This is a genomic window from Rhodococcus maanshanensis NBRC 100610 (assembly GCF_001894865.1).
GTDB classification, from domain to species: domain Bacteria; phylum Actinomycetota; class Actinomycetes; order Mycobacteriales; family Mycobacteriaceae; genus Rhodococcus_G; species Rhodococcus_G maanshanensis.
This window is the reverse complement of the sequence record NZ_BCXA01000053.1, coordinates 38,277-50,267: the sequence shown is the minus strand read 5'-3', so window position 1 is coordinate 50,267 and position 11,991 is coordinate 38,277. Positions and strand designations below refer to the sequence as shown.

The window sequence follows — 11,991 nt, the reverse complement described above, 5'->3', positions numbered from 1 at the left end:
CAGTTCAAGGTCGGGGGCCCTTCTCGCTGAACGGGTGGCTCAGAGCACGTGAACCGCGGTGGCCTGCGGGCCCTTCGGCCCCTCGGTCACCTCGAACTCGACCTGCTGGTTCTCCTCGAGGCTCCGGAAACCGGAACCCTGGATCTCGGAGAAGTGCACGAAGAGATCCGGTCCGTCGGTGCGCGAGATGAAGCCGAAGCCCTTCTCCGCGTTGAACCACTTGACTGTTCCCTGACTCATATCTGCTCCTCACAGGGCTGGGATGACGGGGCCCACACGGTGTGGTGTCCCGGGCCGGTTCGAGACTCGGCGTCTCCAGATTCCTGAAGGCAAACAGAGCGCACGCAACTTGAGTTCCTGCGAGCGTGCGTAATACACAGACACACAAAACTTACGACCGCCTCGTTCAACGCCCTCGCCGGCGGATCCATTCCCGACGGGGCCGTCTCCCCGTCGAGGGGGCGGTTGTCGGGCTCGCACTCGACCATCGCCCCGAGTACCTCCCCCTCGCCCGCTCACACCGGCGCCCCGGCCATGCGCAGCTTCGCGCGCACCCGCTCCAGCACCACGTCCGGCCGATCACGCAACAGCTCTGCACTCACCCGAATCACCGCCCACCCCAGCGCCTCGAGGTCGGCGGCCCTGTCGATGTCGCGTGAACGTTGCCGTTCATCCAGCCAGTGGTGGTCGCCGTCGTACTCGACCAGGACCCGCCAGCTCTCCCATCCGAGGTCCGATCTCGCGACGACACGCCCAGAGCCGTCCCGGACCAGGATCTGTGTCTCGGGGCGTGGCAGCCCGTCGCGCACGATCAACAGCCGGGTTCGGGTCTCGGGCGGGGATTCCGCCCCGCCGTCGACCAGGTCGAGCACCCGTCGCAGCTGGACCAGGCCACGCGCGCCGGGGTGCCGCTCGGCGATCGCCGACACCACGGCTGGGTCGAGACCGGTCGCGCAGCACAGTGCGTCGAGGACCTCGACCGCACGATCGAACCCGAGCGCACGTCCGAGGTCGAACGCTGTTCGTCCGGGGTGGTGACGGCCACGCCGTCGGCCCGACAGATCTCACCGTCGAGCAGCTGTGCCTTCCTGACGACGATTCCCTTCGGCGCGCGCACGTGACCCACACGGATCAACTCGGCGGGTTCGCTCGGATCGATCCACCTGCTGCCGTGCAGGGCGGCGGCGGAGAACCCGGCGAGCACGCCGGCGTCCCCCGACCACAGCTGTGCAGCGCGTGCACGAGCCAGTGCGGTCGGCGGAGTGTCCTTGCGCACGTAGACGTCTCGGTGCAGCCGCAGGAAGTCCCGCCTGAGCTGATGTGCCGTCACGGTGCCCCGGCGCAGGGCAAGGGTTCCGCGGAACGGCATCGGGTTCACGCCTCGACCATCCCCGAACCAGACGCCACTCAGGGACGGAATACGCGCCCTGTGGATGGCCGAAGCACCCCTCCACAGACTTCCGAGGGGGTGGCTCCCGGGCTGAGGGGGTGGTTTTCGGGCCCACACTCGACCATCGCCCCGAGAACCTCCCCCTCACGCCTTCCCCGTCAGCCGGCCGCGCCCCGTCTGCGTCGGCAATGATGGTGCCACCGTCGATCCGGTTCGGCCCGGATCCAACGCCCAGTCCGCGGCGATGCCCGTCGCGGCCGCGGAGACCGCACCCGTGAGCCGGTTCGGGGAGTATCGGGCACTGCGCCGACCGATGATTCCCACGCCACCGACGACCTTCCCGTTCCCGCCGAGGATCGGGGCACCGACGCAGGACCACCCGAGAAGGGTCTGCTCGTACTCGACCGAGAATCCGTGGTCGAGGACCGAGGTCAATTGGTCGCGAAGCCTGCCGGGCTCAGTGACGGTGTACGCGGTCAAACGTCGAATCGGCTTGCTGAGAGCGACATCGGCGAGGTCCGGCCGATGTGCCAGCAGACAGCGCCCCAATGCAGTCGTGACCGCGTCCGTCACGGGACCGCCGGCAAGTTGGCGCTGGGCGATGGCATCCCTGTTGTGACCGTGGACGCGTTCGAGTTCCGCCACGTCGTCCCCGCACAACAACGCGAGGACGATCACCTCACCCGTCCGGGCGAACAGCTCCTGCAGGTGCGGCATCGCCGCGTCGCGCATGCCGTGATGAATGGCCGCGGTGGTGCCGAGATCGATCAGTTTTGCGCCGAGGCGGTATCCGCCCGGGCCCCGTTGGAGGACACCCCGCGCTGCCAGATCGTTGGCGACGCGCATGACGGTGGGTTTGGGGATTCCGGTGGACTCGGTCAGCGCCGCGAGGGAGGCGCGCCCGTCGAGCTCGGCGGTCGCGTCGATGATGGCGAGCATTCGCCCCGCAACGGTGTGATCATCCATGGCCGCGCCCCGACTCTCGGCAAAACAAACCAATAGTCCTGAACGTATCACTGGGTGACATGCAAGTCTTCTCCCCGGAAGGCGAGTGGCGAATCCTGAGGGGGTAGGCCACCTTCGGTCCGATCCGATCCACCATCAAAGGGATGATCACCATGCCTGTCCTCGAGCAGTCCGTTTTGATTGCCCGTCCCCCGTCGGAGGTGTGGGACTTTCTCACAGACCCGGCGAACTGGCCGTCCTGGGAGTCGACGATGATCGAAATCGAGCAGGTCACCGACGGGCCGCTCGGGTTGGGCACGCGGTGGCGAGGGGTGACCAGGGTCCTCGGCAAACGAATCGACTGGGTAGCGGAGTTCACCGAGTTCGATCCCCCGAAGTCCACCGCCTCCAAGTCCGTGGAGAGCACGATCGACTTCACCACGACGATGAGGCTCGAGGAGGTCGACGGCGGCACCCGGTTCACGTATCGGACCGACACCGAGACCGGTCTCGGCGGAGTCTTCGGCAAACTCGCCGACCCCTTCGTCACCAAGGCTGCCGACCGCTCGCGGCAGGCGAGCCTGGACAACCTCGCCGACCTGCTGGCCGCGGACAGCTGAATCCTGACGGAGTCGACTATCCGACGTTCCTACGCAGCCAGGTGACCTCGGCGCCCTCGCCGCCACTGCGGTACGGCTCGAGCGCCTCGTCCCATGCCGTGCCGAGCGCGGTGTCGAGCTCGGAGGCCAGCTCACCCGTACTGCCGTGGGCCTGCATCAGCGCGCGCAGCCGCATCTCGCCGAGGATCACGTCGCCGTTCGCGCTCATCGCGCCGCGCCACAGCCCCAGCCCGGGGACGTGACTGAAGCGCTCGCCGTCGACCCCGTCGCTCGGGTCCTCGGTGATCTCGAACCGCAGCATCGGCCAGGATCGCAACGCGGTGACCAGCCGGGCGCCGGTGCCGACGGGCCCGACCCAGTTGCTGGTCGAGCGCAGCAGCCCTGCCCCTGCGGACTGCGAGGTCCACTTGAGGTTGGCCGGGCTCTCGAGGGTGGCGGTGAGCGCCCACTCGACGTGGGGACACACCGCGGCGGGCGACGAATGCACGTAGAGCACACCAGTCGTCGCATCGGCGAACTGATTCAACGCGCGCACAAGCACCTCCGGCTCAGACGAGGGACGTCTTCCCCAACGACCTCATTTGTGCCTGCCGCGCGATTTGCGTCACCAGTGTGCCCTGTGCGCCCCTGTTACGCCAGTGATAGACGAGATTGGTGTGATCACGCGCCCGCGAGCTCGGCCAGCACGGCCTCGCTCAGCGCAGGCCATGCCGCCTTGGCCCAATCTCCGAAGGCCCGGTCGGCCAGCGCGACACACGCGATCGAGCGGGCCGGGTCGACCCACAGGAAGGTCCCGGACTGACCGAAGTGACCGTAGGTCGACGGCGAGTTCGTCGCACCCGTCCAGTGCGGCGCCTTGTGGGACCTGATCTCGAAGCCGAGCCCCCAGTCGTTGGGCCGCTGGACGCCATAGCCGGGCAGCAGACCGTCCAGCCCGGGAAACTGCACACCCACGGCCTCCCGCGCCGTCTCGGCCGAGATCAGGGTCGGGCCGAGCAGTTCCCCCGCGAACCGAGCCAGGTCGGCCGCGCTGGACCTGGCGCCGTGCCCCGCCGGACCGTCGAGGGTCGACGCCGCCATGCCGAGCGGCTCGAACACCGCCTCGCGCAGGTAGTCAGGGAACGCGATGTCGGTCTCCGACGCGATGAGGTCGGCCAGCACCTCGAATCCGGCGCTGGAGTAGATCCGCTTGGTCCCGGGCGCGCTCTGCACCGTCGGCTCGCCGAAGGCCAGCCCCGAGGTGTGTGCGAGCAGGTGCCGCACGGTGGCGCCGGGCGGCCCCGCGGGCTGGTCGAGCTCGATCGCACCCTCCTCGACGGCCACCAGCGCGGCGTACGCCACGAGCGGCTTGGTCACCGAGGCGAGCGCGAACACCCGGTCCTGATCCCCGGCCGCGCCGATCGTGCCGTCCGGACCGACCACCGCCACCGCGGCGTGGTCTACGGGCCAGTGTTCGATCGCATTGAGGCTGTGCACCTTTGCAGCCTACGAGACCGCACTCACCCCTCCGCCAACCTGGCCAGCCCCGCGGCGATTGCCGGATCCGCACCCGAGGCGGATTGGAGCGCGGCCAGGAACGTCCCGGCCAGCACCTGCTCGAGCACCGCCCGCTCGACGTCCGCGCTCGCCAGCCAGCGCAGGCACGCGGCCTTCTCGAACGCCAGGCAGCCCTCGATCGCCATCACCGCGACCTCGCTCGGCGTATCGATGCCGAGCGCGTCGAGGATCAGCTCGAACGAGGCCGCGTCCACCCTGCGCCCGAGTTCGGCGAGGCCCGAACTACCGCCTGCCCGCATCAACGCCTGCCATCCGACGCTGTGCAACTGCACATGGTCCAGGTAGGCCCCTAGCCCGGTCATCAGCCTGCCGAGCAGGGGTCCCTCCCCCGCGGCCGCGGTCAGGTCCGCGATCATCTTGTCCGCCGCGGACTCCATCGCCGCGAAGACCAGCGCGTCCTTACCGCCGAAGTAGTGGTACAGCAGCCCGACGGACACCCCGGCCTCGGCCGAGATCTCTTGCACGGAAAGCCGTTCCGGCTCCCGAGTGGCCAGGGCACGCAGGGTCGCCTCGATCAGCTCGGCGCGACGCTGCTCGGTCGTCAGCCGGGTGCGTTGCTCGGGCATCGGCACCCCTCCCCTCGGTCGCGCCCACTCTAGGCGCTCGAAGGCTATTGAAATGACGTTCAATAGAGGCTACCGTCGAAGATGCTATTGAATCCACTTTCAATACAGGGAGTCCGACATGACGCACGGCGGCACCAACCTGGACATAGAACGCTGGATCGAGACCACCGCGGGCCCGGTCCATCTGCGCGAGCTCGGCCCCCCGACCGGCGCCCCACTGCTGTTCGTGCACGGCGCGCTCGTCGACAGTCACCTCTGGGACGGCGTCGCCGAGCGGGCCGCCGCGCTGGGTTACCGATGCCTGCTGCCGACACTGCCCCTCGGCTCCCACACCCGGCCGATGAACCCTGGCGCCGACCTGGATCCGCCCGCCCTTGCCGACCTCGCCGCCGAGATGGTCGGGCAACTCGGGCTCCGCGCGGTCACGGTGGTGGGCAACGACACCGGCGGCGGACTGAGCCAGATCCTGGCCGCCCGGCATCCGGAGCTGGTGCGGACGCTGGTCCTCACCGCCTGCGATGCCTACGAACAGTTCCCGCCCCGCTCGCTGCGCGCCTTCTTCGCGCTCGGCAGGGCGCCCGGCGTTCTCGCCCTCGGGGGCCAGCTCATGCGGCTGCGGACGGCGCGACGGTTCGCGATCCCCCGCCCGCTGAGCCATCGCGGGGTGGGCGACGAGGTGGTCGCCGGCTGGACCCGACCGTTGCGGGACCGGGCGCTGCGCCGGGACACCGTCAAGTTCTTCGCGGGGATCGAGGCCTCGCACACCCTGACGGCCGCGCGGCAGCTCCGCCACTACACGGGCGGCGCGTTGCTCGTCTGGGGTTCCGACGACCGCGCCTTCGCCCTCGACCTGGGCCGCAGGCTGGCGGCCGACATCCCGGGCGCGCGGCTCGAGATCCTCGACGACTGCGGCGCGTTCGTCCCGCTCGACGCCCCGGACCGGGTCGCCGAACTCATCGACGAGTGGCTGACGGAATAGACAACGGCGCCGGGCAGCTCGACTGAGCTGCCCGGCGCCGTGGAGGTGCTGTCTAGCGGTCCGCGTCGGTGTACTTGATGACGCCGCGCAGGTTCTTGCCGTCCAACATGTCCTGGTAGCCCTCGTTGACCTGCTCGAGGCTGTAGGTGTTGGAGATCATGTCCTGCAGGTTCAGCTGACCCGACTTGTACAGGTCGAGGAGCATCGGAATCTCGTGACGCGGGTTGGCGCCACCGAAGACGTTGCCCTTGAGGGTCTTCTGCAGCATCGCGAAGAGGAAGAGGTTCATCTTCACGTCCATGTCGGACATCTTGCCCATCGAGGTCACGACGCAGGTGCCGGCCTTGGCGGTCAGGGTCAGCGCCGGATCGACCAGTGCGCCGTCCATCTCACCCATCGTCAGGATGACCTTGTCGCACATCTTGCCCCAGGTCAGCTCCATGACCGGGACGATGGCCTCCTCGAGGCTCGAGAAGGCGTGCGTGGCGCCGAACTTGAGGGCCTGCTCGCGCTTGAACGCGACCGGGTCGATGGCGATGATGTTGCGCGCGCCCGAGACCACCGCACCCTGCAGGGCGGCCATGCCGACGCCGCCGACACCGACGATCGCGACGGTGTCACCGGGGCGAACCTGCGCGACGTTGGTCGCCGAGCCCCAACCCGTCGTCGTGCCGCAGCCAACGAGCGCCGCGACCTCGAACGGGATGTGCTCATCGATCTTGACCGCGGAGTACTCGTGCACGGTCATGTAGGGAGAGAACGTGCCGAGCAGGGCCATCGGGATGACGTTCTGGCCGCGTGCCTGGATGCGGTACGAGCCGTCGGAGATGGACTGTCCGGTGAGCAGGCCACCGCCCAGGTCGCAGAGGTTCTGGTGACCCTGGGTACACGGGTCACAGGCGCCGCAGGCGGGGATAAAGGACAGGACGACGTGGTCGCCTTCCTTGAGCCGCTTCACGTTCGGACCGACCTTGGTGACGACGCCCGCGCCCTCGTGCCCACCGAGGACCGGGAAGGACGGCATCGGGGTCGCGCCGGTGACGAGGTGATAGTCGGAGTGGCACATCCCGGCCGCCTCCATGCGGATCTGGACCTCACCATCCCGCGGGTCACCGAGCTCGATCTCCTCGACCGACCACGGCTCGTTCAGGCCCCACAGGAGTGCGCCTTTTGTCTTCATCTCGTTCCGGCCTTTCGTCCGCATCCGCTATACGTGATCGAGGTGACGGCGATCACAGCGCACACACTATCCCGAAATTCGGCAAATTGGAACACGTTCTAGGGGAATTTCGTGCCATGGTCTAACGAAGCACGAAAAGGCCAGGACAGGGGTGGTTTCGGAGCCGACACGCGGGCCCCTCCGAGTCCCAGTGAGTGAGTTTCCAGGCCCCGAACTGGACGTTCGTCCGTCAGCCGCCTACGTCGTACAGGTGATGGATCGGGTCGTGCACGAAGTACCGCGCCAGCGAGTCCACCGTGAAGGCCGATCCGTCGCTGCGCAGTCCCCGCCGCCCCCGGTCCGCGAGCGGGACCGTCTCGAACGCGTCCGCAACGGCGGCCGCGGCGGCACCGAGTTCGGCCGCGACCGTCGCCGGGTCCTGTTCGCCGTAGCGCTCGGCGACGGCGGTCTCGTCCTGATCCCAGTTCGCGAAGTGCGGGTCATCCTGCGCGAGCATCAGCTCGAGGCGTTCAAGAAAGATCCGGAACACGTCCCGCACGTGCGCGGAGTACTCCAATGCCGACCAGGTCTGCTCGTCCGGCCGCACGGCGACATCCGGCCGCGCCATCACCGCGGGCCAGGCCGCCGCGTTCGCGCGGACCAGGCCGGGGATCTCGTCGTACTCGACCGCACCGGAATCGAATCCGCAGTCGGCGCAGGGACGCTCGAGGACCCAGGTCCAGTTCTTGGTGTCGGGCGTGATCGTCATGGGTCCAGGCTAGTTACCGCGCCCGGGTTCCGCGCGCTCGAGACACTCGTCGAGGGCGCGCGCCTCGTGCTCGTGTCCGACCCACTCGTAGCCGACGACCGTCACGACGGGGGTCAGCATCACCACGATCAGGCACCAGGCCATCGAGACGCCCTGTGCGGCAACGACGACCGCGAGAACCAGGGTCGCCACGGTGCCCACGAGGAGGATCAGGTGGAACGGATCGGGCACCCGCACGAGATAGGCGTAGAGCAGGTAGACGGCCCCGATGAAGACCGCAACGGGTATCGCCACGGCGAGCACCGTGGCCACGGGACCGACGTGCGCGACGTGCTCGATGTAGTAGGCCGCGACATGCAGCCCGGCCCCGACCGCCGCGAGCGACGAGAAGATCAGGATGTGGCCGTAACCCCATACGAAGGAACGGTTTCGGTACACCTCGAGCACCTCGGCCGACGGGAGGATGTAGTAGACCCACCACAGACCGAAGGTGAGCCCGATCCCGGCGACCGCGACCAGAACCGCATCGAGCGTCCACCCCTGCCTGCCCACCACCGCCGAGAGCGACGCCACCGTGCCGATCACACCCTCCCCCAGCGTGATGATGACGAGCAGCCCGTGGCGCTCGACGATGTGGTGCACGTGCCACGGCGTCCCGCCCTTGTTCCGTTCGGCGATGACCGGTCCGCTGAGCTCGAGCAGCATGAGCACCGCGGCGACCCCGAACACCTCCTCGAGGGTGAGCGGGGCGATGAGCACCGCCACCCAGCCGACCTGGGCGATGACGAGCGTCACGGCGTATGTGAGCGCGGCGGGTCGGTGCGTCGGATCGTGCTTCGCCGCCCGCAGCCACTGGAAGACCATTGCCACGCGCATCACGATGTAGCCGGAGACCATCACGGAGTTGTCGAGTTCGGCCCCGCGATCGATGGAGGCGAACATCTGCGGCAGACCGAGCGCGAGGATCACCACCCCGACCATCTGGACCATCGTGGTGACCCGGTAGATCCAGTCATCGGTGTCGTAGGCGGAGGCGAACCAGGAGAAGTTGATCCAGGCCCAGATGATCGCGAACATCGCGAACCCGAATCCGGCGAGCCCGCTCCCGAGGTGACCCTCGGCGATGAGGTGCGCGAACTCCTCGCCTGCAACGCCGAAGGCGACGACGAACGTCAGGTCGAAGAGCAGTTCGAGTGGGGTCGCCGACCGGTGCGCCTCGTCCGGGTCACGACCGACCATCCGCTGCACGCGGTGGGCGTAGTAACGGGCCGACCCCGCCGGCTGCTGCGCTGCGCTCATGGTCGGGCTCCCTCGCCAGGGTCCACGAATGATCGTTGCGGTGACAACCTACCGGCACGGTGGGCGCGCGAGGGTGACTTCTCCGGTGGGGCGGGCGGGGCTCGAACCCGCGACCAATGGATTATGAGTCCACGGCTCTAACCGACTGAGCTACCGCCCCATGGCCGCATCGAACACACCTGCGGCCCGCCGAATGCTACCGGCCCCGCTCACCCCATTGTCCGCCGAGGGTGCCGGAGTGCGGCGGCCAGCAGATGCCTGTGCCGCCGAAAGCAAGAGGACCCCGTCACACGATGTGTGACGGGGTCCTCCCGGATGCTCCCCCGGCTGGACTCGAACCAGCAACCGTCCGATTAACAGTCGGAAGCTCTGCCAATTGAGCTACAGGGGATTATTCCGTCAGCCGTTCGTTTCCGTTTGGCTGCGGACAGACTTTAACCCATCCCCCCACCCAGGTACCAAATCGCCTGCCCGGAGGCCCATCAGGCAGACTGTCGAGAGGCTGGTCGGAGGAGGAAAGCAGGGATGATGCGCTTGTTGATCGCTGTCGGCGTCGGGTACGTGCTGGGGACCAAGGCGGGCAGGTCGCGCTACGAACAGATCAGCAAGGCCGCCAAGGCCGTGGCAGGCAGCCCCGCCACCAAGAAGGTCATCGACGTGGGCAGGCAGAAGCTCTCCGACAGCCTGAACACCCAGCCCCGGCTGGAGCCGCTCGAGGCCATCGATTCGGACACCACGATCTACGTCCCGCGCGACCGCCGGTAGCGGCGGACCGCGCTACAGGTCGTCGGAGCTGTCCCCGACGGCCTGTTCCAGCAGGCTGCGCCGGTACTGCTCGAGCGCGACCAGGTCGCCGAACAGGGACATGTACTCGTCGGGCTGATCGGCCTGCGACATCCGCTGCAGCTTCGACTTGAGGTCGGCCACCTGGTTGCCAACCCACACCTCTTGCAGCCGGGCCAGCACCCGCGGGATGTAGGCAGGCACGTCCGAGGCCCGCATCGGGTCAACGGCCAGCTCGGTCACCAGCGACTGCAGCGGTTCGGCCCGCTTGCCGACGACCTCCATCCACTCGGCCCCGCCGAGCCCGGCGCCGGTCCCGCCTGCCTCCGCGATCGCGTCGCGCACCAGCGCGTACGCGGGATGGGTGAACGATTCGGTCGGCAGCGAGTCGAACACCGAGCCGGCGATCGCCGGGTACTGCAGGGCCGACTTGAGCGCCTCGCGCTGCGGCCACAACGTCGGGTCCGTCGGGTTCGGCCGGGCGGGACCCGCGGGCGCCTCATGGGCGGCCTGCTCCGGCACCCGGCTCCGCTCCTGCCGCTGCTGCCCGCGACCCGACCTCGGCGAGTTCCTGCGGGCCTCCTCGCGGACCCGCTTGATCACGGTGGGGATGTCGTCCCAGCCGACCCAGCCGGCCAGCTGCCGGGCGTAGTCCTCGCGCAGCGCCTCGTCCTTGATCCGGGCGACCACCGGCACCGTCCGGCGCAGCGCCTCGACCCGGCCCTCGCCGGTGTCGAGGTCGTGCTCGGCGAGCAGGGATCGGACCACGAACTTGAACATCGGAATGCGCCGGGCGACCAGGTCGCGCACCGCGGCGTCCCCCGCCGACTGGCGGAGCTCGCATGGGTCCATCCCGTCCGGCGCCACCGCGACGTAGGTCTGCCCCGCCATCTTCTGATCGCCCTCGAACGCCTTGAGCGCCGCCGCCTGGCCCGCGGCGTCGCCGTCGAAGGTGTAGATCACCTCGCCGCGGAAGTAGCTGTCGTCCATCAGGAGTCGGCGCAGCATCGCCAGATGGTCGTCGCCGAACGCCGTGCCACAGGCCGCGACCGCGGTCTTCACCCCGGCCAGGTGCATGGCCATCACGTCGGTGTAGCCCTCGACGACCACCGCCTGGTGACCCTTCGCGATGTCCCGCTTGGCCAGGTCGAGACCGAAGAGCACCTGAGACTTCTTGTACAGCAGGGTTTCCGGGGTGTTGATGTACTTGCCGGGCATGGTGTCGTCGTCGAACAGCTTGCGCGCGCCGAAACCGATGACGTCGCCGCCGAGGTTGCGGATCGGCCAGACCAGCCGGCGCCGGAACCGGTCGATCGGGGTGCCCCGCTTGCCGGGCGTCGCCAGGCCGGCGTCGATGATCTCGTTCGCCTCGAATCCCTTGACCATCAGGTGCTTGGTCAGGGTGTCCCAGCCGTCGGGGGCGTAGCCGCAGCCGAAGGTGATCGCGGCCTGGCCGTCGAAGTTGCGTTCGGTGAGGTAGTCGCGGGCGGTCTGGGCGTCCGGTTCCCGCAATCGTGCCGCGTAGAACTCCTGCGCCGCGGCGTTGGCCGCCACCAGTCGCGCCCGTGTGCCGCGGTCGCGCTGCACGGAGGGGCCGCCGCCCTCGTAGGAGATCGTGTAGTTGAGCCGGTCGGCCAGCTGCTCGACGGCCTCGACGAAGGAGATGTGCTCGATCTTCTGCAGGAACGAGTAGACGTCGCCGCCCTCGCCGCAGCCGAAGCAGTGGTAGGTCCCGTGGTTGGGGCGGGCGTGGAAGGAGGGCGACTTCTCGTCGTGGAACGGGCACAGGCCCTTCATCGAGTCGCCGCCGCTGCGCTTGAGCGCGACGTACTCCCCCACGATGTCCTCGATGTGGGTCCGGTCGCGGATGGCCGCGATGTCTCGTTCAGGAATTCGGCCGGCCACCCGAGCAGTGTAGGCGCTC

At 68.6% G+C, this 11,991-nt stretch carries 12 protein-coding genes, 2 tRNA genes and 1 pseudogene; 3 read left to right on the top strand and 12 right to left on the bottom strand.

The window, feature by feature from the left end; all coding sequences use genetic code 11:
- Nucleotides 1-39: 39 nt before the first annotated feature.
- The 3 genes and pseudogenes from RM1_RS22780 to RM1_RS22770 all read right to left on the bottom strand — a co-directional run bounded on the left by RM1_RS22780 (nucleotide 40) and on the right by RM1_RS22770 (nucleotide 2,356).
- Nucleotides 40-240, bottom strand: coding sequence for a cold-shock protein (locus RM1_RS22780; protein WP_027500001.1), 201 nt, complete (start codon nucleotides 238-240; stop codon nucleotides 40-42).
- Nucleotides 241-515: 275 nt separating this feature from the next.
- A pseudogene (locus tag RM1_RS22775) lies at nucleotides 516-1,369 on the bottom strand (DUF559 domain-containing protein).
- 165 nt (nucleotides 1,370-1,534) lie between these two features.
- A complete protein-coding gene (locus RM1_RS22770; protein ID WP_083576904.1) occupies nucleotides 1,535-2,356 on the bottom strand; it encodes an IclR family transcriptional regulator in 822 nt (273 codons plus the stop codon).
- Nucleotides 2,357-2,499: 143 nt separating this feature from the next.
- Here RM1_RS22770 and RM1_RS22765 point away from each other — a divergent pair, with 143 nt between their 5' ends.
- Nucleotides 2,500-2,955 (top strand): SRPBCC family protein, encoded by a 456-nt coding sequence (locus tag RM1_RS22765; protein WP_083576903.1) that lies wholly within the window; start codon nucleotides 2,500-2,502, stop codon nucleotides 2,953-2,955.
- 16 nt (nucleotides 2,956-2,971) lie between these two features.
- Here RM1_RS22765 and RM1_RS22760 read toward each other — a convergent pair whose 3' ends face one another.
- The 3 genes from RM1_RS22760 to RM1_RS22750 all read right to left on the bottom strand — a co-directional run bounded on the left by RM1_RS22760 (nucleotide 2,972) and on the right by RM1_RS22750 (nucleotide 5,078).
- Entirely contained in the window at nucleotides 2,972-3,490 is a 519-nt protein-coding gene (locus RM1_RS22760; protein ID WP_072753925.1) for a DUF3145 domain-containing protein, read from the bottom strand.
- A gap of 125 nt (nucleotides 3,491-3,615) precedes the next feature.
- Entirely contained in the window at nucleotides 3,616-4,431 is an 816-nt protein-coding gene (locus RM1_RS22755) for a serine hydrolase domain-containing protein (RefSeq protein WP_072753917.1), read from the bottom strand.
- A 23-nt stretch (nucleotides 4,432-4,454) separates the two neighbouring features.
- On the bottom strand, nucleotides 4,455-5,078 hold the full coding sequence (locus RM1_RS22750; RefSeq protein WP_072753916.1) for a TetR/AcrR family transcriptional regulator: 624 nt from the start codon (nucleotides 5,076-5,078) through the stop codon (nucleotides 4,455-4,457).
- 118 nt (nucleotides 5,079-5,196) lie between these two features.
- Between RM1_RS22750 and RM1_RS22745 the strand changes: the two genes are divergently transcribed.
- Complete coding sequence (locus RM1_RS22745) at nucleotides 5,197-6,057, top strand: alpha/beta fold hydrolase (protein WP_072753915.1); 861 nt, start codon at nucleotides 5,197-5,199, stop codon at nucleotides 6,055-6,057.
- Nucleotides 6,058-6,109: 52 nt separating this feature from the next.
- Here RM1_RS22745 and RM1_RS22740 read toward each other — a convergent pair whose 3' ends face one another.
- The 5 genes from RM1_RS22740 to RM1_RS22720 all read right to left on the bottom strand — a co-directional run bounded on the left by RM1_RS22740 (nucleotide 6,110) and on the right by RM1_RS22720 (nucleotide 9,675).
- Complete coding sequence (locus tag RM1_RS22740) at nucleotides 6,110-7,237, bottom strand: NDMA-dependent alcohol dehydrogenase (RefSeq protein WP_072753924.1); 1,128 nt, start codon at nucleotides 7,235-7,237, stop codon at nucleotides 6,110-6,112.
- A gap of 229 nt (nucleotides 7,238-7,466) precedes the next feature.
- Entirely contained in the window at nucleotides 7,467-7,985 is a 519-nt protein-coding gene (locus RM1_RS22735) for a DinB family protein (protein ID WP_072753914.1), read from the bottom strand.
- Between the two features lie 9 nt (nucleotides 7,986-7,994).
- On the bottom strand, nucleotides 7,995-9,284 hold the full coding sequence (locus RM1_RS22730) for a low temperature requirement protein A (RefSeq protein ID WP_072753913.1): 1,290 nt from the start codon (nucleotides 9,282-9,284) through the stop codon (nucleotides 7,995-7,997).
- Between the two features lie 86 nt (nucleotides 9,285-9,370).
- Nucleotides 9,371-9,444 (bottom strand) — tRNA-Ile (locus RM1_RS22725).
- 158 nt (nucleotides 9,445-9,602) lie between these two features.
- Nucleotides 9,603-9,675 (bottom strand) — tRNA-Asn (locus RM1_RS22720).
- 134 nt (nucleotides 9,676-9,809) lie between these two features.
- Here RM1_RS22720 and RM1_RS22715 point away from each other — a divergent pair.
- Nucleotides 9,810-10,049, top strand: a complete 240-nt coding sequence (locus RM1_RS22715; protein WP_072753912.1) for a hypothetical protein — start codon at nucleotides 9,810-9,812, stop codon at nucleotides 10,047-10,049.
- Between the two features lie 12 nt (nucleotides 10,050-10,061).
- Here the strand turns inward: RM1_RS22715 and dnaG are convergent, their stop codons facing one another.
- Complete coding sequence (gene dnaG, locus RM1_RS22710; RefSeq protein WP_072753911.1) at nucleotides 10,062-11,972, bottom strand: DNA primase; 1,911 nt, start codon at nucleotides 11,970-11,972, stop codon at nucleotides 10,062-10,064.
- Nucleotides 11,973-11,991: the final 19 nt, after the last annotated feature.

Coding starts and splice junctions, on each gene's coding strand:
- RM1_RS22780 (WP_027500001.1), bottom strand. CDS start 240: ATGAGTCAGGGAACAGTCAAGTGGTTCAACGCGGAGAAGGGCTTCGGC.
- RM1_RS22770 (WP_083576904.1), bottom strand. CDS start 2,356: ATGGATGATCACACCGTTGCGGGGCGAATGCTCGCCATCATCGACGCG.
- RM1_RS22765 (WP_083576903.1), top strand. CDS start 2,500: ATGATCACCATGCCTGTCCTCGAGCAGTCCGTTTTGATTGCCCGTCCC.
- RM1_RS22750 (WP_072753916.1), bottom strand. CDS start 5,078: ATGCCCGAGCAACGCACCCGGCTGACGACCGAGCAGCGTCGCGCCGAG.
- RM1_RS22745 (WP_072753915.1), top strand. CDS start 5,197: ATGACGCACGGCGGCACCAACCTGGACATAGAACGCTGGATCGAGACC.
- RM1_RS22740 (WP_072753924.1), bottom strand. CDS start 7,237: ATGAAGACAAAAGGCGCACTCCTGTGGGGCCTGAACGAGCCGTGGTCG.
- RM1_RS22735 (WP_072753914.1), bottom strand. CDS start 7,985: ATGACGATCACGCCCGACACCAAGAACTGGACCTGGGTCCTCGAGCGT.
- RM1_RS22730 (WP_072753913.1), bottom strand. CDS start 9,284: ATGAGCGCAGCGCAGCAGCCGGCGGGGTCGGCCCGTTACTACGCCCAC.
- RM1_RS22715 (WP_072753912.1), top strand. CDS start 9,810: ATGATGCGCTTGTTGATCGCTGTCGGCGTCGGGTACGTGCTGGGGACC.